Raw genomic sequence first — 26,584 nt, 5'->3', positions numbered from 1 at the left:
GCAACGGTCGGGTTTAAACCTGACCGTTGCTTCACCCGCGCTCCTGCGCGACAACAACGGTCGGTCTCTGGTCGCAGCTGGATGAAAGGCGGGGGTCACGTCACAGGAACTCCAGTGTAAACGGTGCCATAATCTCGCGTGCGGCTGTGGGGAGGCATTGATGCGCAAGGTTCCAGAAGGTGCTTCCCGCTGCGATCGCACAGTTTCCATCGTCTCGTGAATGTCTTGCAGCGCAGGGCCGAAGGGGTAGGGCGAGACCAAGAGCCCGCTCTCAACAGAAGGTTTCCCCTCTCTTGCCGACTCGGGCGCCACGCCTGAAGAAGAGATCAGGCCGCCCAGGAAGGGCTTTCATAAATTTCGGCGTAGTCGGCTTTCACGCTGGTGATTCCGACCCCTTCAAGGAAAAAGAGCTTGCCGGCCTCGGACGTGTCGTCGACCTCGGGGGTATAGACATACCACGCGGGATGGGCGCGCTCGGGGAATTTGCGGAAATAGCGGGCGCGCTCGATCAGCAACCATCGCAAGAAGACTTCGGCTTCGGTGAGCCCAAGGCCGAAGATCAGCAGCGGCTTGTTAAATATGAGATGGACCCAGGTGCGAGCCCCGTCCCAGTCGGGCCGGTTCTTGGCGTTGAAAAGATTGACCTCGCCGCGGTGGAGCCAAGTGCGGGCGCGCTGGACCGACCCCATATAATGGCTGAGGCCGAGGCGGATGCTTCGCTGGTAGCGGCGCATGCCGTTGATGTGCCAGATGCCGAAGCCATCGCAGGGATCATCCAATAGCTGGTTGGCGAAGCGACAGCTCCACGGATAGAAATCAGTGAAGGGCAGCTCGGGCGGCCTGATGAAGTCGCACCCGGCGGCTTCGCTTAGCACCTCTTCAAAATTGGTGGTCAGGACCGGCACGCCATGACGCACCGCCCAATTCATGATGGTATGATGGTGCAGGAGCGGCTCCCAGCGTTCCATCAAACGGCAAAATTCGGCTTGGAGGTTGAGGGTTATGTTCTGATCATCGCCGTCGGCAGTCGGGCTACTGCGTTTCATCTCAAGCACATCGTAGAACTCGGTCAGCGCGGTGCCCTTAGGGACGCTGGGCACGTCGACGGCGCAATGGTGCGCGATCTGAACGAGCAACCGTTCCCAGGAGTTGCGATTACCTGCGCCGTGGATGTTGATGCCGTTACCGATCACCAGAGCGAGGTTGTCTCGTTCTTGGTTGAGCAAAGTCCTGAAGCTGCGTCGTTCCGGCATCGCGGTCCCCTCGGGCCCACTTGTAGCAAAGCGCGACCGCCGCGTCCTTGGTAGAGACGTCTTCGTGTCAGCTATTCGCGTTCTAGTCGCCATGAGCTGACGGTCGGCTTCCGACCCCGTCTCAGTCCGCCCATGAGATCAGAGGTTCGATCGCTGAACGTCGACATTTGATAAGACCCGCCGTTCGCGATGTCGCCCTTGGACGGCAGAAATGCCCCAATCCCGTCCGTTCTATACGCCTGCGCGAGCTGGCCGAAGGGGTAGGCCTATTCGCCTGAACGAACGGCTGATTTTCAACCAGCAATGAAGGCGCTATCGTGTCACAACAGAGCGCTGCCACACTTACAGAATAGCCGCTGTCTGCCTCTCGCGAATAGAAGCTGCTCGGGAGCAGTCCGCCCAATTAGGTCATTGTCCGCGCCATCGCGACAACAGGTTTCCAGTCAACGGCAGGATATTGGATCTGCTCGATGGCATCACGCAGAACCGTCATGGCGGCACCACGGCCATATAAGGTGCTGACCGATCCGTCCGCGTGACCGAACAGAAGGTCGACGATCTCCTTCGCGACCTTGCCACGAACGGCGCGCTTGCCGGTGTGTCGGAATGAATAGAATACGAGCTCGGGATCGGACAGACCGATGGCGTCGAGAAAATCGTTCATGACGCGCGATAGCCGTTGTGTGCGGCTGCCATATTTGTTGGTCTTGAGTTCGGGAAACAGCCACTCGGTGCCTTCTGCCCGTCGCGCCGCGACCATATCGAGAAAGCCTGCTTCTAGCAGGGTGGAATGCAACGGAATGTCGCGCTTGGCACTGGCCGTCTTCATCCGCTTGGCCGGTCCCTCCTGCTCTTGGCGGACGCGCAGGCGATCCGGTTCGATGGCGATGTAGGGGATGCCGTCATAGGTCTTGATGTTGCCGGGTCGAAGCTTGCCCAGCTCATCGAGCCGGCAACCCGTAAACGGGGCTAGCAACAGTGTCCAGAACAGCGTTCGTGACGTCACGCCACTGCGCTCAGGCAGGGGCGAGGTGAAGATCCTGACCATGTCGTCCGGCTCGAAAGCGAGGCGTGCGTCCTCCAACGTGCGCTTGGGCATCGATTTCACGGTCTTGGCGACGTTGCCGTCGATGACCTCGAGTTCCTCGACCGCGTGCTCGAGCGTTACCCGGATCGCCGACAGCGCCTTGTTGACGGTCGCAGGCGATAGCGTCGGCAATCCTTCAGCCTCCGCCAGTTCGACTTGCTCCAACAGGGGCAGGGCGGCGATCCTATGTCCGGCACGGGCTGGAAGCCCCGCGCAGGTGCGGCGATAGGCACGCACCATTGACGTGGTGATCCGATCGACCGGCGGGTCGTCATGGAGCCGGGCGAAACGCTTCACCGCTGTCCGCCATTCGTCCACGAGTTTGGCCTCGCGCAGCTCGAACGTGGCCCAGGCTTCATAGACCTGGGTGATCGTGGGTGCCGCCTTGCCGGGCGGCGTAAGGAGTTCTGGTTCGGTCGGATGGGCAGACGGCGCCGACATCACCGCCGTAGATCCTGCGACAAGCACCGGCGGCGGGACAATCCGCGTCCGCGCCGGATCGATCCTGATGGCGCAGGCCGCGCAGAGCCTGTCGAGGTAAGCACGACCGATCGCGCCATGCAGCTCGTGGGTCAGTGGCCAGCCCAGATCGTTCGCCATGGCCACCGCCGCGATGAACCATTCGATCGGTTCGAGGGTGGGCAGGGCGGCGACCCGCTGCAACGTCTCCAGCCAGGATAGCGGCAGGAGATCGGGAACGGCGGACAGCATGGTGATCCTGCTCGCATGGTCGCGAAGATCTTCGAGGCCTGGTGAAATCCCGAAGTCGTAGCGTGCGCCGGGCACATCGTCGGTCAGGCCGTTGGCATGGTCGAACGCCCCAAGTTCGAGCGCGGCGAGCTTCTGCGCCACGCCGCGAAGATCCTCGTCCGGTTGTCCGTCGAGAAAGTCGTCTACCATTGCGCGTGCTGAGCGAAGGTGGTGGCTGGCCCGCGTGCGGCGAGCGGCGGCGAGCTTCTGCTCGTAGACGACGGCATGCGGATGATAGCGCTGGCGCGCTTCGTCGGGATCGCGGGTGTCGAGAGTCCGCTTATACTCGGTTGCGCCACCGTCGAAGAACGGGCGGAGTGCGGCCGGGATGACCCGCCGGAAGTAGAAAATGCCGGTGCGAGGATCTTTGAAGGGGGCGGCCATACGGATCACTTTGTGCACATCCTTTGTATACAAGGATGGGTAAAGCGTCCGTGAAAATCGAGAAAACCCCGCCATCCCGCCACATAAGCGGGTGCTGGTGACCCCTACGAGAATCGAACTCGTGTTTTCGCCGTGAGAGGGCGACGTCCTAACCGCTAGACGAAGGGGCCGTTTGCGGGAGGGGGGCTGTTACGCGCCAATCCAGGCGACGTCAAGCGGCCTGCGGTCTGACCAACATCAAATCCGCCACCCAAACAGTTTCGATTCGATACGCAGATCGTTCAGGAACGCGAAACCTTTCGATCCGTCGTGCTTTGAACCGGATGAACCAACCAATGCAGGGCATTTCCCATGGCCAAGGCCGTTCCCGTCATCCTCTCGCTGATCCCGCTGGCCGCCGTCATCGGTGCGTGCGTAGCTTGTCCCTGACCCGCCGGACCGATCCGCGACGGACAAAGAAAAAGGCCGCTGGATCGCTCCGGCGGCCTTTTCGTTGGTCGAATGCGTAGGGCTTCAGCCCTGCGCTTCTTCCGTGTTTGCGTCGTCGCGGGCGATCTCGCCCGGCTCGGCGTTGGGATCGTAATCCTCGGTGAAGCCGGCGTCGTCACGCTCGAACATCGACGCCATGACGTCGACGCCCTGCGACTGCATCTCGGCTTCTTCCGGCGAACGGGCAACGTTCACCTTCACGACGACCGACACTTCCGGGTGGAGCGCGATCTTCACGTCGTGCAGGCCGATCGCCTTGATCGGACGGTCGAGAGCGACCTGCGACTTGTCGATCTTGTGGCCGTCGGCGACCAGCGCGTCGACCAGATCGCGAACCGCGACCGAACCGTAGAGCTGACCGGTGTTCGACGACTGACGGATCAGCGTGACCGAAACGCCTTCCAGCGTCTTGGCTTCGGCTTCCGCGTCGGTGCGACGGGCGGCGTTGTCGGCGACGATCCGCTCGCGGTTCGCCTCGAACACCTTCTTGTTGGCTTCGTTGGCGCGCAGCGCCTTCTTGCGCGGCAGCAGGAAGTTACGGGCAAAGCCGTCCTTCACCTTCACCACGTCGCCGATGGCGCCGAGCTTCTCGACGCGTTCCAGCAGAATGACGTCCATGTCGGGCGCTCCTTACTTAACGATGTAGGGCAGCAGGCCCAGATGGCGGGCGCGCTTGATGGCCTGGGCCAGTTCGCGCTGCTTCTTGGCGCTCACCGAAGTGATGCGCGACGGGACGATCTTGCCGCGTTCGGACACGAAGCCCTGCAGCAGACGAACGTCTTTGTAATCGATCCGGGGAGCGTCCTTCGCGGAGAAGGGGCAGCTCTTGCGGCGGCGGAAAAACGGACGTGCCATGGTGCTGCTCCTTACGCTTCGACTTCGGCCGACGGCTCGCGCTCACGGCGCGGACCACGGTCGTCACGGTCACGGCCACCACGACGGTCGCCACGCTCCGAACGCTCGCTCTTGCGCATCATCACCGAGGGACCTTCTTCATGACCGTCAACCTTGACGGTCATGAAGCGGATCACGTCTTCGTTGATCTGCGTCTGGCGCTCCAGCTCGGCCACGACGTCGCCCGGCGCGTCGATTTCGAGCATGACGTAATGCGCCTTGCGGTTCTTCGCGATGCGATAGGCGAGGCTGCGCAGGCCCCAGGTTTCGGTCTTGACGACCTTGCCGTTCATGTCCTGAACGATCTTGGTGGCGGTTTCCGCCAGCGCGTCCACCTGCGCCTGTGCCAGATCCTGGCGCGCAAGGAACACGTGCTCGTAGAGAGCCATATTCTTTCTCGTCTGTTGGCCGATCGCTGACGCCGCGCCAATCGCGAACGCCCCTCCGGCTGTCGTCTTCAAATGCAGTCCGGGGCGACAGGACATGCCTGCCACCCCGGATGCGCTCCCCTTACCCGAATCGGGCGGGAAAGCAAGGTCAGTTCGCGATCGCGCCGCCGATCACCGCGCCGATCACGCCGCTGGCGATCGCGATCAGCACCGCGTCATTGCCCGAGCGCACCCATTGATAGCCACGCGGGGGCGAATAGACGCCGCGCTGGCGATAGGCGCGATAGTCGATCTGGCGATAGTTCGGCGCGCGATTGCGGTCGAACCGCTGGCCGCGCTGCCACTTGGTATAGCGCACCGGCTGTTGCCGGACGACCGTCTTGCGGACATTCTGGCCATGGCGGTTCCGTTCGACGACGACGGTCCGACCGGGGCGTTCCTTGATGACGGTGCGGCTCTGTGCCGATGCGGCCATCGGGGTCGCGAGCAGCGATGCGGTCATCGCGGCGAGGATCAGCTTCTTCATCTCGGGTCTCCTGGTGATTTGTCGTTGGAGCCAGGATGGGGGCCGGCTGTAACCGGGGTTTGTCAGCCTTGCGCCGAATTGGTCGCAGCGTGTCGCGACACGCCCCCTTGCGTTCAGCTTGGCCGAGCGACTACCCCGCGCGGCTTGGATTTGCAGGAGACGTAGGCGATGCGCGCATTCATCTTTCCGGGGCAGGGCAGCCAGTCGGTCGGCATGGGCGCCGCACTTGCCGCCGCCAGCCCCCATGCCCGCGAGGTGTTTCAGGAGGTCGACGAGGCGCTGGGCCAGCATCTCTTTCGCCTGATGGCCGACGGACCCGATGCCGACCTGTTGCTGACCGAAAATGCGCAGCCCGCGATCATGGCGAATGCCATCGCGACGCTGCGCGTGCTGGAGCGCGAGGGCGGCATCCGCCTCGCCGACAAGGCCGATTTCGTCGCAGGTCATTCGCTGGGCGAATATACCGCATTGTGTGCTGCCGGTGCGCTCGACCTGTCGACCACCGCGCGGCTGCTGAAGCTGCGCGGGCAGGCGATGCAGGCGGCGGTGCCGGTCGGCGAGGGCGGGATGGCGGCGCTGCTCGGTGCTGACCTCACCAAGGCGCAGGCGCTGGCCGATGCGGCGGCGGAGGGTGACGTTTGCACCGTCGCCAACGACAACGACCCGTCGCAGGTCGTCATCTCGGGCGCGAAGGCGGCGATCGAGCGTGCCGTGCCGCTGGCGAAGGAAATGGGCATCAAGCGCGCGGTCGTGCTGCCGGTGTCCGCCCCGTTCCACTGCCCGATGATGCAGCCCGCGGCCGATGCGATGGCGGCGGCGCTGGCCGATGTCGCGCTGTCCGCACCGGTCGTGCCGGTCTACGCCAACGTCACCGCCGCGCCGGTCGCCGATCCCGAAACGATCCGCCGACTGCTGGTCGAACAGGTCACCGGCATGGTCCGCTGGCGGGAATCGGTGCTGGCGATGCAGGATGCGGGCGTCGGTGATTTCGTGGAACTGGGCGGCAAGGTGCTGGGCGCAATGGTAAAACGCATCGCCCCCGACGCGACCGCGACCAGCGTGGTGACCATGGCCGATATCGAGGCGCTGGTCGGGCGGTTGTAAAATCGGTTCACGCGGAGGCGCGGAGACGCGGAGGAAGTATGGACCTGGAAGCAATCTCCGGTGACGTCATCGACGTTGCGCTGCGACTGCATCGAGAACTAGGTCCAAGGCTTCTGGAGAGCGTCTATGAAATGCTATTGGCCGGGCGGCTCGAACAGATGGTATATTCGGTCGTGCGACAGCAACCGATCGACGTCGTATTCGACGGCCAGTGTTTCCGAGCGGCGTTCAAGATCGACTTGCTCGTTGCCGGGCGCCTCCTTGTCGAAATCAAATCAGTCGACCGACTGGCACCGGTTCATGGCAAACAGCTACTGACCTATTTGCGACTGACCAAACAGCCCGTAGGGCTGCTCATCAATTTTGGCGGCGAGACGCTCAAGGAGGGGCTGCGCCGGATCGTCAACGACTATCGCCCCTCCGCGTCTCCGCGCCTCCGCGTGAACCAATCTTCCGGAGAATGACATGTTCGACCTAAAGGGAATGACCGCCCTCGTGACCGGCGCCAGCGGCGGCCTGGGTTCCGCAATCGCCAGGGGACTTGCCGCGCAGGGCGCGCGGCTGGCGCTGTCCGGCTCCAACGCGGCCAAGCTGGAGGCGTTCGCCGCAGAGTTGGGCGGCGATCACGTCACGCTCGTCTGCGACCTGTCGGACGGGGCGGCGGTCGATGCGCTGGTGCCGCAGGCGGTGTCGGCGCTCGGCAAGCTCGACATCCTCGTCAACAATGCCGGAGTCACCCGCGACAACCTCGCCATGCGGATGAAGGATGACGAATGGGATCAGGTGATTCGCGTCAACCTCGAAGCCGCGTTCCGCCTGTGCCGCGCCGCCGCCAAGCCGATGATGAAGGCGCGCTTCGGCCGGATCGTGTCGATCACCTCGGTCGTCGGGCAGACCGGCAATCCGGGTCAGGCCAATTATGCCGCGTCGAAGGCGGGTCTGGTCGGCATGTCGAAGGCGCTGGCGGCCGAACTCGCCAGCCGGGGCATCACCGTCAACTGCGTCGCACCGGGATTCATGGCGTCGGCGATGACCGACGTGCTGCCCGAGGCACAGAAAACCGCCCTGCTGGGCAGGATTCCGGTCGGGGCGTTGGGCGCGGGCGATGACGTGGCGGCGGCGGTCGCCTATCTCGCCAGTCGTGAGGCCGGGTACGTGACCGGCCAGACGATCCATGTGAACGGCGGGATGGCGATGATATGAGCGTGATGCTGATGGCGGCGATGCTGGCCGCGGGCGATGCCAATGTCGTCAAATGCACGGTGGCGAAGCTGCCCAAGGGCGATCTGGCGAAGATGCAGCAGGGCATGATCGTCGGCGTGCTGGATGGCAAGAAGCCGACGCCGGCGACCGATGCGCTGGTGAAGGCGGCCCGCCGCCACGCCGCGACCTGCCAGCCCGGCACCGGCAAGGCGGATGCGCGTGCGGGCGACATCGTTGTCACCAGCATCGCCGTCGAGGCGCTGGCGTCGGGCCTTTCGGCCAAGGGCGTCGATCCGGTCGCGGTCAACCGCCGCCTCAGCCAGACGCCGCCTGCCGTGCTGAACGCCTTTCTGGCGCGCAAGCAGACGGCGGAGGTCGATGCCTTCATGGACGGCATGATGAACCTTGCCGGCGCGAAGAAGGCGGATACCCGTATCCAGCGGCTGATGGGCGGGTACGCGTTCAACGCCGCCACGCTGGCCCGGCTGTTCGCCGCCAGGGGCTGATGCGTCCGCACCGGCGCTCTTGCGCACGGGCCGGACGCGCTTTAGGGGCATTCAGGTAATAAACACCCCGACATGTGAAGAGGGAATGAATATGAGCGAGACCGCCGAACGCGTTAAGAAGATCGTCGTCGAGCATCTCGGCGTCGAAGCGGAAAAGGTTACCGAAGACGCGAGCTTCATCGACGATCTGGGCGCGGACAGCCTCGACATCGTCGAGCTGGTCATGGCGTTCGAGGAAGAATTCGGCGTCGAGATCCCTGACGATGCCGCCGAAAAGATCACGACCGTCAAGGACGCGATCACCTATATCGACGAGCACAAGGGCTGATCCGGCGGGGACGGCCCCGCCGTCCCGCCGCCTGGCCACAGGATTCACGGCCCCCCGTCCCGGCGTTCAGCCATGGGCGGGGGGTCGTTCGTTAAGTATCTGAACGGAGAGTAATGCCATGCGCCGCGTAGTCGTGACCGGCCTCGGCCTCGTGACCCCGCTGGGTGCCGAGGTGGAAACCGCCTGGAAGAACCTGATCGCCGGCAAGTCCGGGGCGGGACCGATCACGCATTTCGATGCGTCGAACCAGAAGTGCCAGATCGCCTGCGAGGTAAAGCCGGCCGACCATGAATATGGCTTCGATCCGAACAAGCGGGTCGATCACAAGGTCCAGCGGCAGGTCGATCCGTTCATCATCTACGGCATCGACGCCGCCGGACAGGCGCTGGAAGATGCCGGCCTGACCGAGATGGACGAGGCGACGAAGCTGCGCGCCGGTGTCTCGATCGGGTCGGGGATCGGTGGTCTGCCCGGCATAGAGATCGAGTCGGTCAATCTGCACGAACGTGGCCCGGGACGCGTCAGCCCGCACTTCGTCCATGGTCGCCTCATCAACCTCATCTCCGGTCAGGTCTCGATCAAGTACGGGTTGATGGGTCCGAACCATTCGGTCGTCACCGCCTGTTCGACCGGCGCCCATTCGATCGGCGACGCCGCGCGGATGATCCGCGACGACGATGCCGACATCATGCTGGCGGGCGGTGCCGAAAGCACGGTCAACCCGCTGGGCGTCGCCGGCTTCGCCCAGGCACGCGCGCTCAACATGAGCATGAACGATCGCCCGACCGAGGCCAGCCGCCCGTATGACAAGGGCCGTGACGGCTTCGTGATGGGCGAGGGCGCGGGCGTCATCGTGCTCGAGGAATATGAGCACGCCAAGGCGCGCGGCGCGAAAATCTATGCCGAGGTCGTCGGCTACGGCCTGTCGGGCGACGCCTATCACGTCACCGCCCCGCATCCCGAGGGCAAGGGCGCGGAAATCTCGATGCGCATGGCGCTGCGCAAGGCGGGGATGGAGCCGTCGGACATCGACTACATCAATGCCCATGGCACCTCGACCATGGCCGACACGATCGAACTCGCTGCCGCCAAGCGCGTGTTCGGCGACGACCTGTCGGGTGCGTCGATGTCGAGCACCAAGTCGGCGATCGGCCACCTGCTGGGCGGAGCCGGCGCGGTGGAAAGCATTTTCTGCATCCTCGCGCTGCGTGACCAGATCGTGCCGCCGACGCTGAACCTCGACGATCCCGACGAGGGCACCGAAGGCGTCGACCTCGTGCCGCATGTCGCCAAGAAGCGGCAGGTGCGCGCGGTGCTGAACAATTCGTTCGGCTTTGGCGGCACCAACGCTTCGCTGGTGATGAAGGCGATCTGACGCGATGCGCCGGATCGGATGCCTTGGGCTGATCCTCGGGCTGTTCGCCATCGGCGGACTGTTCCTGGTGATGCAGAGCTGGGGCGGGGCCGGTCCGGCGGAACGCACGCTGACGGTAACGGTGCCGCAGGGGGCGAGCCTCGCCTCGGCGGCCGAGCAACTGGAAGAGGCCGGCGCGATCCGGTCCGCTGGTCGCTTCCGCCTGCTCGCGCGGTTCCTCGGCAGCGACGATCCGATCCGCGCGGGGGAATATCGCATTCCCAAGGGTTTGAGCCAGGCGGATGTCCTGAAGCTGTTGCAGGGTGGCCGCACGCTGCAACGCTTCGTGATGGTGCCGGAGGGCTGGCCCTCGGTGCTGGTGCAGGAAGCGGTCGCCAAAGCGCCGCAGATGGAAGGGACGGCACTACTGCCGGCCGAGGGCAGCATCCTACCCGACAGCTACAGTTACGAACGCGATGGCGACCGGCAGGCGCTGGTCAAGCGGATGCAGGGGGCGATGGACCGCTACCTTGCCGCCGCGTGGCAGAAGCGCAAGCCGACTACCGTCGTGAAGTCGCCGCGCGAGGCGATCATTCTGGCTTCGATCGTCGAGAAGGAAACCGGCAAGGCATCGGAACGGCGGATGGTCGCTGCGGTCTATTCGAACCGCCTGCGTACCGGAATGCGGCTACAGGCTGATCCGACCGTGATCTATCCGATTACCAAGGGAAAGCCGCTCGGTCGTCGTATCCGCAAGTCGGAACTGCAGGCGAAGAACGGGTACAACACCTACGCCTCTGCCGGGCTGCCGGTCGGGCCGATCGCCAATCCGGGCAAGGCGTCGATCGACGCGGTGCTCGATCCGGCGGAGACGAAGGCGCTGTATTTCGTCGCGGACGGCACCGGCGGGCATGTGTTCGCCGAGACGTTGGCCGAGCACAACGCCAATGTGAAAAAATGGTACGAGATCCGCCGCGCGCGGGGTGAGATGTAAGGTGCGGCGGGCGCTGCTTGTCGCCGCGCTGGTCACCGTTGCGCCGCCAGCCGCGGCCTGTTCCATGATCCTGCGCACCTCTCCCCTAACCGCGCGTCCGGCGGGAACGCAGGAGGTGCTGCTGGTGGATGTCGTCGCGCTCGTCAGCCTGCGCAACGATCCGTATGTTGCCCGCCTACGCATCGTGGGTGATCCGCGGGGGAAGCGGCGCAAAGGCTCGACGCTGGCGCTATCCTATCTCCGCCCGCCCTGCGGCGGTATGCGCGAACCGTCCAGGGGCGAGCGACTTGTCGTGTATCTGCGCGGCGGCACCGCGCTCGGCTGGGCGACTATGGCGGAAGCGCGCACGATCCGCTGAAATCCTCCCCGTCACGGGGAGGGGGACCATGCGCAGCATGGTGGAGGGGGAGTGCCGCGCACGTAGCGGTTCCGTATGCGGACACCCCCCTCCACCACCCGCTGGTGCGGGCGGTCCCCCTCCCCGTGCCGGGGAGGAACCGGTCAGCCCCGCAGCCCCGAAGCCGCGTGCGCGCGGGTTTCGGTTTCGGCGTGGGTTGCGCCCACGATCCAGCTGCCGCCGACGCACAGGACCGGGTCAAACGCCAGCCATTCCGGCGCGCTCGCTTCGGTGATGCCGCCGGTCGGGCAGAACTTCGCCTGATAGAAGGGCGCGGCAAGCGCTTTTAGCGCCTTCAGTCCGCCCGACGCCTCGGCCGGGAAAAACTTGAAGTGGGTCAGGCCCAGATCGAGGCCGCGCATGATGTCGCCGGCATTGGCGATGCCCGGCAGGAACGGCACGCGGCTGTCGATGATCGGGCGGGCGATGGTTTCGGTAAGGCCCGGCGAGACGATGAATTCGCTGCCGGCGTCCATCGCCTGACGGAACTGGTCGGGGCTGACGACGGTGCCGGCGCCGACGATCGCGCCGTCGACCTTCTTCATCTCCGCGATCGCTTCCAGCGCGGCGGGCGTGCGCAGCGTGACTTCGAGCACGCGCAGGCCGCCCTTGACCAGCGCCTCCGCCATCGGCCGCGCCTGCGCGGCGTCGTGGACGACCAGGACCGGGATGACCGGGCTGGTCTGCATGATCTCTGCGATGGTGACGGTCATCGTGCGTGCTCCTGCGCGAATGCGGCGGCGGCCCCGAACAGGCCGGGCTGGGGATGGGTGATGAGTTTGACGGAAATGCCCGCCATCAACTGCTGAAAGCGGCCCTTGGCGGTGAAGCGCGTGCCGAAGCCCGATTCGAGCAGATGGTCCTTCAACCGCAGGCCGAGGCCCCCGGCAATGACCACGGCCTTCGCCCCTTGGGCCAGCGCGAGGTCGCCGGCGACCGCGCCCAGGGTCAGGCAGAAACGGTCGAGCGCGGCGACGGCGATGCTGTCGGTGCCCTCCAGCGCGGCGGTCCAGATCGTCTTGTCGTCGCTATGCGGCACCGACACGCCCTCGATCTCGGCAAGGGTTTCGTACCACGCGACGATCGACGGACCGGCACAGGCGCGTTCGTTCGACCCGCGACCATGGGCACGGCGCAGCCGCCGCAGCAGCGCATCCTCGATCCCGTCGAGCGGGGCGAAATCCTGATGGCCACCCTCGGTTTCCAGCACGTGATAGCGCTCGGGGGTGCGCAGCAGCTGCGCGACGCCAAGGCCGGTGCCGGGACCGCAGATGGTCGTGACGCCCTTGTCGGGCAGCGGGCCTTCGGGGCCGCAGAGATGGATGAAATCCTCCTCGCCGACCTGTGCGACGGCATGGCCGACCGCACCGAAATCGTTGATGATCGTCCAGGTATCGACGCCCAGCCGCTCCTGCATCAGCGGGGGCCGGATGATCCACGGATTGTTGGTGAACTTGATGAGCGTGTCATTGACCGGCGAGGCGACCGCAAGGCTGGCGGCGGTCGGCAGGGGGCGGCCGAGATCGCGTTGGAACGCCCGCCAGGCGAGTTGCAGGCTGCCATGTTCGGCGACCTTTTGCGTGATCGGTTCGCCCAGATGGACGACACGGCCATCCTCGACCTCGGCGATCGCGAAGCGGGCGTGGGTGCCGCCAATATCTACCGCAACGACTTCCATGCACTTCTCTCCGTTGCCAATCTGTACTGCCGTTCGTCCTGAGTAGCGACTGAGCTTGTCGAAGGCGCGTATCGAAGGACTTTTGCCGGTCGGGGCGGTCCTTCGATAAGCCATTTCGACTTCGCTTAATGCCTGCCCTGAGCGACTGCCGCAGGCAGGCAGTCGAAGGGGCTACTCAGGACGAACGGAGCGTGTTGTTTACAACCCCGCTGCGGCCAGCATCGCCGAAGCACCGGCCTCGGCTTCGCTCGCACCCTGGCGCATCATCGCGAAGATTTCGCGACCGGTGCCATCGGCTGCCGCCGGGGCGGGGGCATGTTCGCGTGCCGCCCACTCGTCCGCCGGGACCAGCGCCTCCAGCGTGTTGGCGTTGGCGTCGAGGCGGATGACGTCGTCGTCGCGCAGCTTGCCGATCGGACCGCCGCCCAGCGCCTCGGGCGACAGGTGGATCGCGGCCGGCACCTTGCCCGACGCACCCGACATGCGCCCGTCGGTGATCAGCGCGACGCGGAAGCCGCGATTCTGGAGAACGCCCAGCGGCGGGGTCAGCTTGTGCAACTCGGGCATCCCGTTGGCGCGCGGACCCTGGTGGCGGACGACGACGACGACGTCGCGGTCGAGTTCGCCGGCCTTGAACGCCGCCTGCACCGATGCCTGGTCGCTGAACACGCGGCACGGCGCCTCGATGACCCAGCGATCGGGATCGACCGCCGACACCTTGATACACGCCCGGCCGATATTGCCCTGCAGGATGCGGAAGCCGCCCTCGACCGCGAACGGCGCGTCGATGGTGCGGACGATGGTGTCGTCGCCGCTGATGGGACCATGGTCCTTCCACACCAGCTTGTCGTCCTCGATGGTCGACTGGCGACCATAGGCGGCCATGCCGTCTTTCGCGATGGTCAGCACGTCGCCGTGCAGCAGTCCGCCGCGCAGCAGTTCGCGGATGACGAACGACGGACCGCCGGCATCCTCGAACCCGTTCACGTCCGCCGATCCGTTGGGATAGACGCGGGTCAGCAGTGGCACGGCCTCGCTCAACCGGTTGAAATCTTCCCAGTCGATGATGATCCCGGCGCACCGCGCGATGGCGGGCAGGTGGATCAGATGGTTGGTCGACCCGCCGGTCGCGAGCAGCACGATGGCCGCGTTCACGATCGCCTTTTCATCGACCACCCGCCCGATCGGACGATAATCGTCGCCGTCCCAGCCGATTTCGGCGAGGCGGTGGACCGCGTATCGGGTCAGTTCCTGACGACGCTTGGTCCCCGGATTGGCGAAGGCCGCGTCGGGGACGTGCAGGCCCATCGCCTCGACCATCATCTGGTTCGAATTGGCGGTGCCGTAGAAGGTGCAGGTGCCCTTGCCATGATAGGCGGCGATTTCGGCGTCGAGCAGTTCCTCGCGCCCGACTTTCCCTTCCGCATAGGCTTCGCGGACCGCCGCCTTCTGCTTGTTGGGGATGCCCGATCGCATCGGGCCACCGGGGATCAGCACCATCGGCAGGTGGCCGAAGCGCAGCGCGCCCATCAGCAGGCCGGGCACGATCTTGTCGCAGATGCCGAGCAGCGCCGCGCCTTCGAACGTGCCGTGGCTCAGCGCCACCGCCGTCGACAGCGCGATGGTGTCGCGGCTGAACAGCGACAGTTCCATGCCCGGAAAGCCCTGCGTCACGCCGTCGCACATCGCCGGCACGCCGCCCGCGACCTGCGCCGTCACGCCCGCCTCGCGCGCCCAGACCTTCATCTGTTCGGGATAGCGGTAATAAGGCGCGTGGGCCGACAGCATGTCGTTATAGGCGGTGACGATGCCGATGTTCATCCGGTTGGCCGGACGCATCGCGTCGCGATCCTCATCGGTGCCGGCATAGGCGTGCGCGAGGTTCGCGCAGCCGAGCATCGGCCGGTCGACGCCGCTCTCGCGCTCGCGGTCGATCAGCGCGAGATAGGCGGCACGCCTTTCGCGCGACGCTTCGATGATGCGGTCGGTGACGGCGGCGATCGTGGCGTTGAGGGCCATTAGCGGCTCCAATGAATATCGACGGGAAGCTCGACTTCGGCCAGCACGCGGCCGATCGGATAGGCGGACGATGCGCCCTGATCGATCGCGCGTTCAAGCACCGATTTCTTTTCATCGCCGGTGATGGCGATCATCAGCGCGCGCGCCGAGGCGATCGCGGCATGGCTCAAGGTTACGCGGGCCACCGGTGCCTCGGGCGGCAGCGGGTCGGGCATCACGCCCAGCGCGCGGCGTTCCTTCGGCCCGGTCAATGCTTCGGTCAGGTCGGGACCGGGGAAGATCGATGCGGTATGGCCATCGGCGCCCATGCCCAGCAGGCACAGGTCGAGCGGCCAGTGCAGGTCCTGCAACCGCGCGTCCGCCGCGCGACCGGCGGCCTTGTAATCCGGGGCCTTTTCGGCGGTCAGCGGAATCACGCGCGCGCCCTTGGGCAGGAAGATCTTGGCGAGGCCGGTCACGTTCGACAGCGCGTCGCCCATCGGCACGATGCGGTCGTCGGTCGGGACGATCGTCACCCGTTTCCAGTCGAGCTTGGCCTTGACCAGCTTGTCATAGATCGGGGCGGGGGTGCGTCCGCCCGCCAGCGCGATCACCGCCGCGCCGCGCGCGTCGATCGCCGATTCGATGATGAACTGGATGTCGCCGGCCAGGGCTTCGGCAAATTCGGTGGACTCGTCATATTCCCACCATTCGATCTCGGTCATGTTCACTCCAGAATTACACGATACCGTTCGCACTGAGTAGCCGTTGAGCCTGTCGAAACGGCGTATCGAAGGGCGCGCCTCTGGCGGTGCTTCGATACGGGCCTTCGGCTTCGCTCAGTCCCTACTCAGCACGAACGGAGAGGACCGTCATTTGGTCCCTCACTCGTTCCACGTCACCCCGTCGCGTTCGGTCAGCGCGACGCTGGCATTCGGTCCCCAGCTTCCCGAGGCATAGCCTTTGGGCTTCGTCCCGTTGGCCTTCCAGCCTTCGCGGATCGCGTCGATCCACGTCCACTGCGCCTCAACCTCGTCGCGGCGGACGAACAGCGTCGGGTCGCCCTCGATCAGGTCGAGCAGGAGGCGTTCATAGGCGATGCGACGGCGGGTGCCGGCAAAGGCGGTGGTCAGCGACAGGTCGAGCGGCACTTCGCGCAGGCGCACGCCGTCGCGGTCGAGGCCGGGCTCCTTGGCCATCACCAGCAGGCGGACATATTCCTCCGGCTGCAGGCGGATGACCAGCGTGTTCGGCTGCAACTGCCCGCCGCGATCGGCGAAGATCGAGTGCGGCACCGGCTTGAACTGGATCGAGATTTCCGAATGGCGGTCGGTCATCCGCTTGCCGGTGCGCAGGTAGAAGGGGACCCCCTGCCAGCGCCAGTTGTCGACATGCGCCTTTACCGCGACGAAGGTTTCGGTGTTCGAATCCTTGCCCAGCTCCTCGTCATAGCCGCGGACGATCTCGCCCTTCACCGCGCCGGCGTCATACTGACCGGTGACGGTGTGGGTGTTGACCTCCTCCGACCCGATCAGGCGCAGCGAGCGCAGGACCTTGACCTTCTCATCGCGGATCGACGTGCCGTCGAAACGAGCGGGCGGCTCCATCGCGATCAGCGCGACCAGTTGCAGGACGTGGTTCTGCACCATGTCGCGCAGCGCGCCGACCTCGTCATAATAGCCCGCGCGCCCTTCGAGACCGACGGTTTCCGAGATGGTGATCTGGACGTTGTCGATGCCGCGCGCGTTCCACACCGGCTCGAACATCGCATTGCCGAAGCGGAGCGCGAGGATGTTCTGTACGGTTTCCTTACCCAGATAATGGTCGATCCGGTAGGTCCGGTCCTCCGGAAAGGCGGCGGCGACCAGATCGTTGATTTCCTGGCTGGACTTCAGATCCTTGCCGAGCGGCTTTTCCAGGCTGATGCGGACCCTGGGTCCGGCAAGGCCGGCGCTCTTCAGGCCAGTGATCGTCGGGCCGAACAGCCATGGCGCGGTCGACAGGAAAATGGCGAGGCCGCCGGAAATATCGCCCAGCTTTTCGGCCAGCGCGGCGAACCCGTCGACATTCGACGCGTCGAGCGGCTGATATTGCAGGCGCGCGAGGAAGCCGTCGATCGCCGCCTCGTCCTTGCGGTCTTCGGACAGGAACTGGTCGAGTGCGTGTTTCGCAAAGTCGCGAAAGCCCGCATCGTCATGTTCGTGCCGCGCGGTGCCGGTGATGGTTAGGCCATCGGGCAACAGGCCGTCGGCGTGCAGGCCGTACAGCGAGGGAAGCAGCATCCGTTGCGACAGGTCCCCCGTCGCGCCGAACAACAGCAGCTTCGCTACCGGGTCCCTCGTCATGCCAACTCCTGCTCTCTAACCGTGATCGAGCGCGCCTCTAGCAGCCTATTTCGCGAACGCGAAGGCGGCATAGGTATGCGGTACGCAAAGATCGCCCGGATCGTTACGAAATTGCGTTCGGCTTTACAGCGTCAGGCCGGCGGTCTGGTCGAAACCAGCCATCAGGTTGAAATTCTGCACCGCAGCGCCCGACGCCCCCTTGCCCAGATTGTCGAGCGTCGCGACGAGGCGCGCCTGTCCGGTATCCATGTTGCCGAACACGCGCAGCGTCAGCCGGTCGGTGCCGGCATCGGCCTCGATCGGGATGGCGCTCTCATCGCCCGGCAGGACGCGGACCACCGGCGATTCGCGATACGCCTCCTGCAACGCCTGCTCGATCGCCGAGAGACTGGGGCGGCGGTGAAAGGCGAACAGCGGCAGCGGCACTTCGACCACCATGCCGCGATAGGTGCGCGCGACCGACGGCTGGAACAGCGGCGGATGGGCGAGGCGGGCGTGGCGCTGCATCTCTGGCACATGCTTGTGCGCGAGCGACAGGCCGTAGCCGAGCCAGGCGGTATCGGTCTCGCCATTCTCGAACGCGGCAATCATCGCCTTCCCGCCGCCCGAATAGCCCGACACGGCGTTGACGCTGACCGGCCAGTCGTGCGGGACCAGCCCGGCGCGGACCAGCGGGCGGACGAGCGCCAGGAAGCCGGTCGGGTAGCAGCCGGGATTGGACACGCGCATCGCGGTGGCGATCGCGCCGGGCTGCGACGGCTCCAGTTCGGCCATGCCATAGGTCCAGCCATCGGCGACGCGGTATGCGGTCGATGCGTCGATCACCCGCGTGCGGTCGTTGGCGATCATCGCGACGGCTTCGCGGGCGGCGTCGTCGGGCAGGCACAGGATCACGAAATCGGCGTCGTTCAACGCCTCACGCCGCGCCGACGCATCCTTGCGGCGCGCTTCGTCGAGCGTGATGAAGTCGACCTCCGGCCGGTCGCCCAGCCGATCGGCGATTTCGAGGCCGGTGGTGCCGGCGGCACCGTCGATAAAGACGCGAACGGTCATGCGGGGCGCCTCCGGGCGCGAATGGGGCCGAACCGGTCGAGCGCGGCCAGGGACACGCAGCGTACGACGTCGTCGACATGGATGGCGGTATCGCCGTCGACCAGCATGGCGACGTGATCGGCGAAGAAGATCACGTCGCCGCGCTTCAACGTGTCGCCCTCTGCCAATGGGGTGCCGAAGTGGCTTGCCTGAAGGTCGAGGAAGCGGGGCGGGGGGGAGCCGGCCAGCGACCAGGCGAGAAAGATCAACCCGGCGGGATCGAGGCCCGACCCCGAGCGGCCACCCGTGGCAAAGGGCACGTCGCGCAGCCGCAGGGCGTGGTCGACCGCATCGCCCGCGCCATCCGACAGCGGGTGCAGGGCGGATGCAGCGACATAGCCGCCATCGACCTCCCGCCATTCGTCGTTGGCCGATGCCGCGACGACTCGGCTGCCCATCGGCAAGGACAGGGGCAGGGGGCGCGTCGTCGAAGGATCGGCGTGAACTACGGCCTGTCGTGCCAAGACGATATGCGTCGGGGCATATTCTTCGATCAGGCTGCTGCGCGACACGAAGCCGACGGTGCCGTCGATCGGCGACCGGCCCCAGCCATGGGTCGAGGTGAATTCGAGCACGTCGAACGGTTCGCCCGGCAGTATCTGCGAACGGGTCACGCCCTCCGGAACGTCGGTGATCGCCGTTACCACGCCGACCATTCGGCGCGTCGGAACGGCATAATGGGGCGCGAAGACGCGGTCGGCCAGTCGGATGTCGGCAAGGTCGCGTCGCACCGCATCGGTGCGCGGGTCGATCGCGACCGACCGCGACCGCAGCGCGAAGCGGTTACGCGCTGGCGTGTCGCCGGTGATAGTCGCCGACGCCGTCGCCGCCCATGAACTGCCCGAACTCTGCAAGAAAATTTGCCCCTTCGCTGGTCTGTGCAACGAAGATGTTCCGCTTGTCGGCATCGTCGCGTTGGCGGCGGAGATAGCCGAGCGTGCCCAATCTGTTCAAGGCGCGCGTTACGACGGGCTTCGATACGTTCAGCGCACGGGCAAGGCCGCGGACCGTATGGGGTCCTGGTTGCAGATAGACGATCATCATCAGCGCCATCTGGCGATTGGTCAGGTCAGGCTCGCCCGAGCGAACATAATCGACCAGGCCGTCCATCCATTTCTTGAGTGGGATCGTGGGGAACATCGCGGGAACCTAACGTCAGAACAAGGCCGTAGGGCAGGGTCGAAAGATGAACGTCGCAGTCGCGCGCTTGGTTTCCCGGTCGATACGATAATGTTACGGACGGACCGTTGGCGCTCCATTGATCGCGGGCGCTGCGTCGCCTATGTGGCGCCCTTCGACACCTGCACTCCTTTCTTTCGGAAATGTTCCCCGGCCATGTTCACCTTCCTGCTCGTCGTTCATGCGATCATCGCCGCGCTGCTCGTGACGGTGATCCTCATGCAGAAGTCGGAAGGCGGCGGGCTGACCACCGGGGGTAGCCCGTCGGGCCTGATGTCGGCACGCGGTGCGGCTGATTTCCTGACGCGGGCGACGGCGATCCTGGCGGGGCTGTTCATCGCGATGAGCGTCGCGCTGGCGGTCATCGCCGCGAATCGGGGCGGCAGTTCGATCGATACCTCGCTTGCCCGGCCGATGACCCCGCCGCCGGCAGCCACCGCTCCGGCAAATCCGGCCGCCAATCCCGTGGGCGCCGACAACGGCGCGGTCCCGCTGGCGCGCTAAGCACCCCTTTCCATCAACCGGTCCGTCGTATTTCGCGGGCACAGGAGCAATCCTGTGCTTGGCGGCGATGGCGTTCGACGCTAGGCGATATCTCCCATGGCGCGGTATATCTTCATCACCGGCGGCGTGGTTTCGTCGCTCGGCAAGGGGCTCATGGCAGCCTCGCTCGCAGCACTCTTGCAGGCACGCGGCTACAAGGTCCGCATCCGCAAGTTTGATCCCTATCTTAATGTCGATCCGGGCACGATGTCGCCCTATCAGCATGGCGAAGTCTATGTGACCGACGACGGGGCCGAAACCGACCTCGACCTCGGCCATTACGAACGCTTCACCGGCGTGGCGGCGCATCAGTCGGACAACGTCACCTCGGGCCGCATCTACCAGACGATCATCCAGCGCGAACGGCGCGGCGATTATCTGGGCGCGACGGTGCAGGTCGTTCCCCATGTCACCGACGCGATCAAGGCGTTCGCGCAGGCCGATACCGTCGATGACGACGGCGAGGACCTCGACTTCGTGCTGTGCGAGATCGGCGGCACGGTCGGCGACATCGAATCGCTGCCGTTCATCGAAGCGATCCGCCAGTTGAAGAACGAGCTGGGCCGTGGCCGCTCGATCAGCATCCACGTCACGCTGGTGCCGTACATCGCGGCGGCCGGCGAGCTGAAGACCAAGCCGACGCAGCATTCGGTGCGCGAACTGGCGGCGCTGGGCGTGCAGCCCGACGTGCTGGTCTGCCGCTGCGAACATCCGCTGCCCGCCAGCGAGCGCGCCAAGATCGCGCTGTTCTGCAATGTGCCGGCCGGGGCGGTGATTCCTGCGCTCGACGCGCCCAGCATCTATGCGGTGCCCGAGCAATATCATGCGGAGGGGCTGGACGCCGAAGTGCTGCGCGCGTTCGGCATTGAGCCGGAGGGCAATCCCGACCTGTCGCGCTGGAGCGACATCATGGATCGCCTGCAGAACCCGGAAGGCGAAGTGACGATCGGCGTGGTCGGCAAATATGTCGGGCTGCAGGATGCGTACAAGTCGCTGAACGAAGCGCTGGTCCATGGCGGCATCGCCAATCGGGTGAAGGTCAAGATCCGCTGGATCGACGCCGAACTGTTCGAGGGCGAGCACGACATGGTCGCCGCCGAACTGGAGCCGTGTCACGCGATCCTGGTGCCCGGCGCGTTCGGCGAGCGGGGCGCGGAGGGCAAGATCGCCAGCGTCCGCTTCGCGCGGGAGCGCAAGGTGCCGTATTTCGGCATCTGCTTCGGGATGCAGATGGCCTGCATCGAAGGTGCGCGATCGACCGGCGGCGTCGCCGATGCCTCGTCGACCGAGTTTGGCCCGACCGAGCAGCCGGTGGTCGGCATGATTACCGAATGGATGTCGCCCGAAGGCATCCAGAAGCGCGAATCGGACGGTGATCTGGGCGGCACGATGCGGCTGGGCGCCTATGAAGCGGCGCTGGCCGGAAATTCGGTCGTGGCATCGATCTATGGCGGGACGACGATCAGCGAGCGGCATCGCCATCGCTATGAAGTGAACACCGCCTATCGCGAGATGCTCGAATCGGGCGGTCTGGTGTTTTCGGGTATGTCGCCCGACGGGATGCTGCCGGAGATCGTCGAGCGGCCCGACCATCCGTGGTTCGTCGGCGTGCAGTTCCACCCGGAGCTGAAGTCGAAGCCGTTCGACCCGCATCCGCTGTTCGCCAGCTTCATCGCGGCGGCGGTGAAGCAGTCGCGGCTGGTTTGAGGCTCACCTTACCGAACCGACCAGACCGTTCGTGCTGAGTAGGGGCTGAGCTTGTCGAAGACCCGTATCGAAGCACTGGTTGCGGTCCTTCGATACGCCCCTTCGACAGGCTCAGTGGCTACTCAGGACAAACGGCCTGGCATGGGTCAAACCTAAAACAGCAACTGGCGCCCGAACCGGATCGGTTCGGGCGCCCGCCCATGGCACGCAAAGGGATCAACGCGCCGTAGCGGTTACGCAGCCTGCGCCTGATCTGCATCGTTGGCGATGACCGGCGACACGGTCGCCTCGCCGATCGCCACGCGGCGCGGCTTCATCGCATCGGGCACTTCGCGACGCAGTTCGATGGTCAGCAGGCCATCGGCCAGGTCGGCGCTTTCCACGACGATGAAATCGGCCAGTTCGAAGCGGCGTTCGAAGCTGCGGTTGGCGATGCCGAGGTGCAGGACCGCGCTCTTCTGCGCATCGGTCTGATCGGCCTTGCGGCCCGATACCACGAGCAGGTTCTGCTGGGCGGTGATCTCCACCTCGTCGCGCTTGAAGCCCGCGACCGCCAGCGTGATGCGGTAGCGATCCTCGGCGACGCGTTCGAGGTTGAAGGGCGGATAATTCTCACCCGTATGGGCGCGGGTGTTGTTTTCCAGCAGGTCGAACAACCGGTCGAAACCGATGGTCGAACGACGGTACGGGGTGAAATCGAAAGCACGCATGTCAAATCCTCCACGTCGAAGCGAATTGATCGAAAGCGGCATCCATAAGCGCGATGCCGGTTCGTGAGCGACCCCGAAGGCATCGTTCGCGAACCGATATGGTTCGATGTCGGGCGGTTTCAAGCGGTTGGCGAAGGTTGCGCGATATGAGGGGTCGTGGCGACCGATCGGGGAGAGGAAAACGGGTCAGGGAAGGTTGCGCCACGCGCGGAAGTTGGCTTCGGCGGGCGTATCGACCGTCGATCGCGGAGGAGGGGAGGGTAGCGGAAGGTTGCGGATGTTGCGGATGTTGCGATGTGCGCGCGATAGGCCCTGAAACAGCAAACGGCCGGACTGTTTCCAGCCCGGCCGCCTGCGTGACGATCGCTCGTCAGCCCCCTTGGTTGCCACCGCTTCTACGCCCCTTCCCCCCTTCCAGGGCGGAGCCGGTTGGCCTCCCCGAACCGTGGCCTGTGTTGCCTGCGCTTCGTGAGGTCGTCGTAGGATGCCGCACGCCCGCTGTCACCGGGCTAGCGACACGTTTGCTACGGTTTTGCTAACCATGTGTCGATTCGGCAACAGCATGGATTGCGGACGCGGCATCGCCTACCTACAGCGCCAACTTGCGTTCCCCGTGTCAGGACATCGACCGCCCCCATGCTGTTATCGCGTTACGAGCGGATGATCGCCCGCCGCTACCTCCTTCCCGGCCGGGGGGAGGCGTTCATCGCTTTGGTCGCCTCGATCAGCCTGGTCGCGGTTATGCTGGGCGTCGCCGCGCTGGTCATCGTCATGAGCGTCATGAACGGGTTCCGCGCCGAGCTGTTCGACAAGATCGTCGGGCTAAACGGCCACGCGTTGATCCAGGGATATAACAACCAGCTGCCCGACTGGCGCAATATCGCAGCGGAAGCGCGGCGGACGCCGGGCGTGACCAGTGCCACGCCGCTGATCGAACAGCCGTTGTTCGCGACCTATAACGGCCGGTCGGAGTTCATCCTGATGCGGGGCATGCGGATTGAGGATATTCGCGACAATCCGACGATCCGCGACAATGTGAAGCTGGGATCGCTTCGCTCGATCACGCCCGGCAGCGGCAATGTCGTGATCGGCAGCCGGCTGGCCCAGGCGCTGGGCGTGACGGTCGGCAGCGAGATCACGATCATCAGCCCGCAGGGACCGACCACCCCGTTCGGCACGATGATCCGTCAGGTGCCCTATCGGATCGCCGCCATCATCGAGGTCGGGGTCTACGATCTCGACAAGGCGTACGTCATCATGCCGATCGAGGATGCGCAGACGCTGTTGCTGAGCGGCGATACGGTCGGCTCCATCGAGCTGGAGACGACCGATCCGGACAAGGTGGAGCAGATCGTCGCGCCGCTGGCCCGCAAATATGTCGCCAGCGCGCAGATCGTCGACTGGCGACAGTTGAACGGCGAACTGTTTCAGGCGCTGGCGGTCGACCGCATCGTGACCTTCACCGTGCTGTCGATCCTGATCCTGATCGCGGTGTTCAACATCCTGTCGTCGCTCATCATGCTGGTTCGCGCCAAGACGCGCGACATCGCGATCCTGCGGACGATGGGGGCGACGCGCGGCGGATTGCTGCGCATCTTCATGACGGTCGGCACGACCATCGGTGCGCTGGGCGTCGGCGCGGGGCTGATCCTAGGGTTCGTGTTCCTGGCGTTCCGGCAGCAGATCGTCGGCGGCATCGGCGCGCTGACCGGCATCGACATCTGGGACCCGACGATGCGTTACCTGACCGAATTGCCGTCGAAGGTCGATCCGGTCGAGATCGTCACCATCGCGCTGGTCGCGCTGCTCTTCTCGTTCCTCGCCACGCTGTATCCGGCGTTCAAGGCGGCCAATACCGATCCCGTGCAGGTGCTGCGTTATGACTGAGCCGGTTCTGGAAACCCGCAACCTGCGGCGCAGCTTCACGCAAGGGGAAGCGACGATCGATGTGCTGCGCGGGATCGAGCTGACCGTCGCGCCCGGCGAGATCGTCGCGCTGCTGGGACCCTCTGGATCGGGCAAGTCGACGCTGTTGCAGGCGGTCGGCCTGCTGGAAGGCGGGTTTCAGGGCGAAATCCTGGTGTGCGGCGAACAACTCGCCAAGGCCGGTGCGCATCGCCGGACCGAAGTGCGGCGCGACCGGATGGGCTTCATCTACCAGTTCCACCACCTACTGCCCGATTTCAACGCGGTCGAGAATGTCGTCCTGCCGCAGCTGGTGCAGGGGCGCGGGCGGGCGGAAGCGGATGCGCGGGCGACCGAGCTGCTGAGCGCGTTGGGCCTGTCGCAGCGGCTGCACCATCGCCCCAGCCAGTTGTCGGGCGGCGAGCAGCAGCGGGTCGCGGTGGCGCGCGCGCTGTCGAACCGGCCGGCGCTGGTGCTGGCCGACGAGCCGACCGGCAATCTGGACGAGGCGACGGCGGACGTGGTGTTCGCCGAATTCCTGCGGCTGGTGCGCGGGCAGGGGTCGTCGGCGCTGGTCGCGACGCACAATGAACGGCTGGCCGCCCGGATGGACCGGGTGGTGCGGCTCCACGACGGGGTGTTGCGGTGAGCGACCTGTACGACCTGCCCGTCCGCACCGCCGATGGCGCCGAGGCGACGCTGGCGGACTATCGCGGTCAGGTGTTGCTCGTGGTCAACGTCGCGTCGAAATGCGGGTTCACGCCGCAATATGCCGGACTGGAGGCGCTGCATCGCAAGTTCGGCCCGCTGGGCTTTGCGGTACTGGGCTTCCCGTGCAACCAGTTCAGCGGGCAGGAGCCGGGCGATGCGACGGAAATCGCGCAATTCTGCTCGCTGACCTACGACGTCAGCTTTCCGGTCTTCGCCAAGGTCGATGTGAACGGTCCGGACGCCGCGCCGCTGTTTCGCGCGCTGAAGAAGGCGGCACCGGGGGTGTTGGGGAGCGAGGCGGTGAAGTGGAACTTCACCAAGTTTCTGGTCGGGCGCGACGCGAGCGTGACGCGGTTCGCACCCACGACCAAGCCGGAGGAACTGGAAGGCGCGGTTCTGGCGGCGTTGGCGTAGGCTTCTGACTCCAGCACAACTCCCCATGTCACCCCGGCTCAAGTCCGGGGTGACGGATATGTCGGTTGGTGTGTTCCCTAAACCGACTGTTCCCGCCGGTCGGACAGCGCCCCCATGATCGCGACGATCCCGCCGAACAGGAAGCTGGCACCGAGAATATAGCCCGGCAAAGTCAGCGCCGACCACGGCACGGTGGTGTAGAGCAGGATCGCCAGCACGATGTTAAGCGCCCCAAGCAGCAACATCGGCACCCGCAACCGCTTGAAGCGGAAGCCGATGAACAGTTCCATGATGCCGCGCGCGCCGAGCCAGACGATCATCAGCAACGTGAGCGACAGCGCGCCGCCGACCGGCACCAGCACCATATAGCCGCCGGCGACCACGGACAGCAGCCCGAACAACAGCGCATAGCCCCGCCCGTTGCCGCTGCGAAAAGCAGCGACCAGCGAGGCCGCCCCGCCTGCCAGAAAGAAGAAACCGACGATCATCGTCGCCGCCAGCGTCGCCGGGAACGGCGCGGCGAAGGCGAGGATGCCGATCAGCACCGACACAATGCCATAGGCAAGTGTCCAGCCCCATCCGGGGCCGGTGGTACGGGCGTTGCGGGTGAAATCGGTCATCGAAGCCTCCTGTTTCCACCGGAA

29 protein-coding genes, 1 tRNA gene and 1 pseudogene are annotated in these 26,584 nt (G+C 65.4%); 13 read left to right on the top strand and 18 right to left on the bottom strand.

Going from position 1 to position 26,584, the window contains the following annotated elements; translation table 11 throughout:
- Positions 1–103 precede the first annotated feature (103 nt).
- The 8 genes and pseudogenes from ASE83_RS19140 to ASE83_RS16695 all read right to left on the bottom strand — a co-directional run.
- Positions 104–237, bottom strand: a pseudogene (locus ASE83_RS19140) (LysR family transcriptional regulator); the annotation flags it as partial.
- An 89-nt stretch (positions 238–326) separates the two neighbouring features.
- On the bottom strand, positions 327–1,253 hold the full coding sequence (locus ASE83_RS16725; protein ID WP_156353266.1) for a hypothetical protein: 927 nt from the start codon (positions 1,251–1,253) through the stop codon (positions 327–329).
- A 403-nt stretch (positions 1,254–1,656) separates the two neighbouring features.
- Positions 1,657–3,474: a site-specific integrase gene (locus tag ASE83_RS16720; protein WP_055793006.1), complete on the bottom strand. Its 1,818-nt coding sequence runs from the start codon at positions 3,472–3,474 to the stop codon at positions 1,657–1,659.
- A 95-nt stretch (positions 3,475–3,569) separates the two neighbouring features.
- Positions 3,570–3,644: transfer RNA gene (locus ASE83_RS16715), tRNA-Glu, on the bottom strand.
- Positions 3,645–3,987: 343 nt separating this feature from the next.
- On the bottom strand, positions 3,988–4,581 hold the full coding sequence (rplI, locus tag ASE83_RS16710) for a 50S ribosomal protein L9 (protein WP_055793002.1): 594 nt from the start codon (positions 4,579–4,581) through the stop codon (positions 3,988–3,990).
- A 12-nt stretch (positions 4,582–4,593) separates the two neighbouring features.
- A complete protein-coding gene (gene rpsR, locus ASE83_RS16705; RefSeq protein ID WP_010543816.1) occupies positions 4,594–4,818 on the bottom strand; it encodes a 30S ribosomal protein S18 in 225 nt (74 codons plus the stop codon).
- A gap of 11 nt (positions 4,819–4,829) precedes the next feature.
- On the bottom strand, positions 4,830–5,246 hold the full coding sequence (rpsF, locus tag ASE83_RS16700) for a 30S ribosomal protein S6 (RefSeq protein WP_055792998.1): 417 nt from the start codon (positions 5,244–5,246) through the stop codon (positions 4,830–4,832).
- Between the two features lie 148 nt (positions 5,247–5,394).
- Positions 5,395–5,772, bottom strand: coding sequence for an RcnB family protein (locus ASE83_RS16695; RefSeq protein ID WP_055792995.1), 378 nt, complete (start codon positions 5,770–5,772; stop codon positions 5,395–5,397).
- Positions 5,773–5,940: 168 nt separating this feature from the next.
- Between ASE83_RS16695 and fabD the strand changes: the two genes are divergently transcribed.
- The 8 genes from fabD to ASE83_RS16655 all read left to right on the top strand — a co-directional run bounded on the left by fabD (position 5,941) and on the right by ASE83_RS16655 (position 11,619).
- Positions 5,941–6,876, top strand: coding sequence for an ACP S-malonyltransferase (gene fabD / locus ASE83_RS16690; RefSeq protein WP_055792992.1), 936 nt, complete (start codon positions 5,941–5,943; stop codon positions 6,874–6,876).
- A 38-nt stretch (positions 6,877–6,914) separates the two neighbouring features.
- Positions 6,915–7,340, top strand: a complete 426-nt coding sequence (locus ASE83_RS16685; RefSeq protein WP_055792989.1) for a GxxExxY protein — start codon at positions 6,915–6,917, stop codon at positions 7,338–7,340.
- A gap of 1 nt (position 7,341) precedes the next feature.
- Positions 7,342–8,079, top strand: coding sequence for a 3-oxoacyl-[acyl-carrier-protein] reductase (gene fabG, locus ASE83_RS16680; protein ID WP_055792984.1), 738 nt, complete (start codon positions 7,342–7,344; stop codon positions 8,077–8,079).
- Positions 8,076–8,585, top strand: a complete 510-nt coding sequence (locus ASE83_RS16675; RefSeq protein WP_055792981.1) for a hypothetical protein — start codon at positions 8,076–8,078, stop codon at positions 8,583–8,585. Before fabG ends, ASE83_RS16675 begins: the two co-directional genes overlap by 4 nt.
- 91 nt (positions 8,586–8,676) lie before the next feature.
- The gene (locus ASE83_RS16670) at positions 8,677–8,913 is read left to right on the top strand and encodes an acyl carrier protein (protein WP_055760552.1); all 237 of its coding nucleotides are present in this window, start codon (positions 8,677–8,679) and stop codon (positions 8,911–8,913) included.
- Between the two features lie 118 nt (positions 8,914–9,031).
- Positions 9,032–10,288 carry a beta-ketoacyl-ACP synthase II gene (gene fabF / locus ASE83_RS16665; protein WP_055792977.1) on the top strand — a complete coding sequence of 419 codons (1,257 nt, stop codon included), beginning with the start codon at positions 9,032–9,034 and terminating at the stop codon, positions 10,286–10,288.
- 4 nt (positions 10,289–10,292) lie between these two features.
- Positions 10,293–11,261 carry an endolytic transglycosylase MltG gene (gene mltG, locus ASE83_RS16660; RefSeq protein WP_055792976.1) on the top strand — a complete coding sequence of 323 codons (969 nt, stop codon included), beginning with the start codon at positions 10,293–10,295 and terminating at the stop codon, positions 11,259–11,261.
- A 64-nt stretch (positions 11,262–11,325) separates the two neighbouring features.
- Positions 11,326–11,619: a hypothetical protein gene (locus ASE83_RS16655; RefSeq protein WP_156353265.1), complete on the top strand. Its 294-nt coding sequence runs from the start codon at positions 11,326–11,328 to the stop codon at positions 11,617–11,619.
- A gap of 143 nt (positions 11,620–11,762) precedes the next feature.
- Here ASE83_RS16655 and eda read toward each other — a convergent pair whose 3' ends face one another.
- The 8 genes from eda to ASE83_RS16615 form a co-directional block, all read right to left on the bottom strand.
- Positions 11,763–12,371 (bottom strand): bifunctional 4-hydroxy-2-oxoglutarate aldolase/2-dehydro-3-deoxy-phosphogluconate aldolase, encoded by a 609-nt coding sequence (gene eda, locus ASE83_RS16650; protein ID WP_055792969.1) that lies wholly within the window; start codon positions 12,369–12,371, stop codon positions 11,763–11,765.
- Positions 12,368–13,336, bottom strand: coding sequence for a glucokinase (locus tag ASE83_RS16645; protein ID WP_055792966.1), 969 nt, complete (start codon positions 13,334–13,336; stop codon positions 12,368–12,370). The genes eda and ASE83_RS16645 overlap by 4 nt, the downstream gene beginning before the upstream one ends.
- Positions 13,337–13,534: 198 nt before the next feature.
- Positions 13,535–15,355 carry a phosphogluconate dehydratase gene (gene edd / locus ASE83_RS16640; RefSeq protein WP_055792963.1) on the bottom strand — a complete coding sequence of 607 codons (1,821 nt, stop codon included), beginning with the start codon at positions 15,353–15,355 and terminating at the stop codon, positions 13,535–13,537.
- Complete coding sequence (pgl, locus tag ASE83_RS16635; RefSeq protein WP_055792960.1) at positions 15,355–16,059, bottom strand: 6-phosphogluconolactonase; 705 nt, start codon at positions 16,057–16,059, stop codon at positions 15,355–15,357. Before pgl ends, edd begins: the two co-directional genes overlap by 1 nt.
- 159 nt (positions 16,060–16,218) lie before the next feature.
- Positions 16,219–17,679, bottom strand: coding sequence for a glucose-6-phosphate dehydrogenase (gene zwf / locus ASE83_RS16630; protein WP_055792957.1), 1,461 nt, complete (start codon positions 17,677–17,679; stop codon positions 16,219–16,221).
- Between the two features lie 123 nt (positions 17,680–17,802).
- Positions 17,803–18,732 (bottom strand): N-acetyl-gamma-glutamyl-phosphate reductase, encoded by a 930-nt coding sequence (argC, locus tag ASE83_RS16625; RefSeq protein ID WP_055792954.1) that lies wholly within the window; start codon positions 18,730–18,732, stop codon positions 17,803–17,805.
- Positions 18,729–19,625, bottom strand: coding sequence for a C40 family peptidase (locus ASE83_RS16620; RefSeq protein WP_055792951.1), 897 nt, complete (start codon positions 19,623–19,625; stop codon positions 18,729–18,731). Before ASE83_RS16620 ends, argC begins: the two co-directional genes overlap by 4 nt.
- Positions 19,555–19,881, bottom strand: coding sequence for a MarR family transcriptional regulator (locus ASE83_RS16615; RefSeq protein ID WP_055761039.1), 327 nt, complete (start codon positions 19,879–19,881; stop codon positions 19,555–19,557). Before ASE83_RS16615 ends, ASE83_RS16620 begins: the two co-directional genes overlap by 71 nt.
- Before the next feature lie 225 nt (positions 19,882–20,106).
- Here ASE83_RS16615 and secG point away from each other — a divergent pair, with 225 nt between their 5' ends.
- Both secG and ASE83_RS16605 read left to right on the top strand, forming a co-directional pair.
- Entirely contained in the window at positions 20,107–20,454 is a 348-nt protein-coding gene (gene secG, locus ASE83_RS16610; RefSeq protein WP_055792946.1) for a preprotein translocase subunit SecG, read from the top strand.
- A 96-nt stretch (positions 20,455–20,550) separates the two neighbouring features.
- Positions 20,551–22,200, top strand: a complete 1,650-nt coding sequence (locus tag ASE83_RS16605; RefSeq protein ID WP_055792943.1) for a CTP synthase — start codon at positions 20,551–20,553, stop codon at positions 22,198–22,200.
- 233 nt (positions 22,201–22,433) lie between these two features.
- Here ASE83_RS16605 and ASE83_RS16600 read toward each other — a convergent pair whose 3' ends face one another.
- On the bottom strand, positions 22,434–22,910 hold the full coding sequence (locus ASE83_RS16600) for an Hsp20 family protein (RefSeq protein WP_055793066.1): 477 nt from the start codon (positions 22,908–22,910) through the stop codon (positions 22,434–22,436).
- Positions 22,911–23,546: 636 nt separating this feature from the next.
- Here ASE83_RS16600 and ASE83_RS16595 point away from each other — a divergent pair.
- From ASE83_RS16595 to ASE83_RS16585, 3 genes are read left to right on the top strand one after another with little or no spacing between them, the layout of a single operon-like run.
- Positions 23,547–24,797 carry a lipoprotein-releasing ABC transporter permease subunit gene (locus ASE83_RS16595; RefSeq protein WP_055792940.1) on the top strand — a complete coding sequence of 417 codons (1,251 nt, stop codon included), beginning with the start codon at positions 23,547–23,549 and terminating at the stop codon, positions 24,795–24,797.
- A complete protein-coding gene (locus ASE83_RS16590; RefSeq protein ID WP_055792937.1) occupies positions 24,790–25,464 on the top strand; it encodes an ABC transporter ATP-binding protein in 675 nt (224 codons plus the stop codon). The genes ASE83_RS16595 and ASE83_RS16590 overlap by 8 nt, the downstream gene beginning before the upstream one ends.
- The gene (locus tag ASE83_RS16585) at positions 25,461–25,940 is read left to right on the top strand and encodes a glutathione peroxidase (RefSeq protein WP_055792934.1); all 480 of its coding nucleotides are present in this window, start codon (positions 25,461–25,463) and stop codon (positions 25,938–25,940) included. The genes ASE83_RS16590 and ASE83_RS16585 overlap by 4 nt, the downstream gene beginning before the upstream one ends.
- Before the next feature lie 77 nt (positions 25,941–26,017).
- On the opposite strand, the gene ASE83_RS16580 is transcribed toward ASE83_RS16585, so the two are convergent.
- Complete coding sequence (locus ASE83_RS16580) at positions 26,018–26,560, bottom strand: HdeD family acid-resistance protein (RefSeq protein ID WP_055792931.1); 543 nt, start codon at positions 26,558–26,560, stop codon at positions 26,018–26,020.
- Positions 26,561–26,584: the final 24 nt, after the last annotated feature.

The organism is Sphingomonas sp. Leaf32 (assembly GCF_001421765.1).
In the GTDB taxonomy this organism is placed as follows: Bacteria; Pseudomonadota; Alphaproteobacteria; order Sphingomonadales; family Sphingomonadaceae; genus Sphingomonas.
The sequence above is the reverse complement of the archived record's forward strand: the minus strand, read 5'-3'. Positions and strand labels throughout refer to the sequence as shown.

Bases quoted from the DNA above. Each gene is read 5' to 3' on its own strand.
- ASE83_RS16725 (WP_156353266.1), bottom strand. From the start codon at position 1,253: ATGCCGGAACGACGCAGCTTCAGGACTTTGCTCAACCAAGAACGAGAC.
- ASE83_RS16720 (WP_055793006.1), bottom strand. From the start codon at position 3,474: ATGGCCGCCCCCTTCAAAGATCCTCGCACCGGCATTTTCTACTTCCGG.
- rplI (WP_055793002.1), bottom strand. From the start codon at position 4,581: ATGGACGTCATTCTGCTGGAACGCGTCGAGAAGCTCGGCGCCATCGGC.
- rpsR (WP_010543816.1), bottom strand. From the start codon at position 4,818: ATGGCACGTCCGTTTTTCCGCCGCCGCAAGAGCTGCCCCTTCTCCGCG.
- rpsF (WP_055792998.1), bottom strand. From the start codon at position 5,246: ATGGCTCTCTACGAGCACGTGTTCCTTGCGCGCCAGGATCTGGCACAG.
- ASE83_RS16695 (WP_055792995.1), bottom strand. From the start codon at position 5,772: ATGAAGAAGCTGATCCTCGCCGCGATGACCGCATCGCTGCTCGCGACC.
- fabD (WP_055792992.1), top strand. From the start codon at position 5,941: ATGCGCGCATTCATCTTTCCGGGGCAGGGCAGCCAGTCGGTCGGCATG.
- ASE83_RS16685 (WP_055792989.1), top strand. From the start codon at position 6,915: ATGGACCTGGAAGCAATCTCCGGTGACGTCATCGACGTTGCGCTGCGA.
- fabG (WP_055792984.1), top strand. From the start codon at position 7,342: ATGTTCGACCTAAAGGGAATGACCGCCCTCGTGACCGGCGCCAGCGGC.
- ASE83_RS16675 (WP_055792981.1), top strand. From the start codon at position 8,076: ATGAGCGTGATGCTGATGGCGGCGATGCTGGCCGCGGGCGATGCCAAT.
- ASE83_RS16670 (WP_055760552.1), top strand. From the start codon at position 8,677: ATGAGCGAGACCGCCGAACGCGTTAAGAAGATCGTCGTCGAGCATCTC.
- fabF (WP_055792977.1), top strand. From the start codon at position 9,032: ATGCGCCGCGTAGTCGTGACCGGCCTCGGCCTCGTGACCCCGCTGGGT.
- mltG (WP_055792976.1), top strand. From the start codon at position 10,293: ATGCGCCGGATCGGATGCCTTGGGCTGATCCTCGGGCTGTTCGCCATC.
- ASE83_RS16655 (WP_156353265.1), top strand. From the start codon at position 11,326: ATGATCCTGCGCACCTCTCCCCTAACCGCGCGTCCGGCGGGAACGCAG.
- eda (WP_055792969.1), bottom strand. From the start codon at position 12,371: ATGACCGTCACCATCGCAGAGATCATGCAGACCAGCCCGGTCATCCCG.
- ASE83_RS16645 (WP_055792966.1), bottom strand. From the start codon at position 13,336: ATGGAAGTCGTTGCGGTAGATATTGGCGGCACCCACGCCCGCTTCGCG.
- edd (WP_055792963.1), bottom strand. From the start codon at position 15,355: ATGGCCCTCAACGCCACGATCGCCGCCGTCACCGACCGCATCATCGAA.
- pgl (WP_055792960.1), bottom strand. From the start codon at position 16,059: ATGACCGAGATCGAATGGTGGGAATATGACGAGTCCACCGAATTTGCC.
- zwf (WP_055792957.1), bottom strand. From the start codon at position 17,679: ATGACGAGGGACCCGGTAGCGAAGCTGCTGTTGTTCGGCGCGACGGGG.
- argC (WP_055792954.1), bottom strand. From the start codon at position 18,732: ATGACCGTTCGCGTCTTTATCGACGGTGCCGCCGGCACCACCGGCCTC.
- ASE83_RS16615 (WP_055761039.1), bottom strand. From the start codon at position 19,881: ATGGACGGCCTGGTCGATTATGTTCGCTCGGGCGAGCCTGACCTGACC.
- secG (WP_055792946.1), top strand. From the start codon at position 20,107: ATGTTCACCTTCCTGCTCGTCGTTCATGCGATCATCGCCGCGCTGCTC.
- ASE83_RS16605 (WP_055792943.1), top strand. From the start codon at position 20,551: ATGGCGCGGTATATCTTCATCACCGGCGGCGTGGTTTCGTCGCTCGGC.
- ASE83_RS16600 (WP_055793066.1), bottom strand. From the start codon at position 22,910: ATGCGTGCTTTCGATTTCACCCCGTACCGTCGTTCGACCATCGGTTTC.
- ASE83_RS16595 (WP_055792940.1), top strand. From the start codon at position 23,547: ATGCTGTTATCGCGTTACGAGCGGATGATCGCCCGCCGCTACCTCCTT.
- ASE83_RS16590 (WP_055792937.1), top strand. From the start codon at position 24,790: ATGACTGAGCCGGTTCTGGAAACCCGCAACCTGCGGCGCAGCTTCACG.
- ASE83_RS16580 (WP_055792931.1), bottom strand. From the start codon at position 26,560: ATGACCGATTTCACCCGCAACGCCCGTACCACCGGCCCCGGATGGGGC.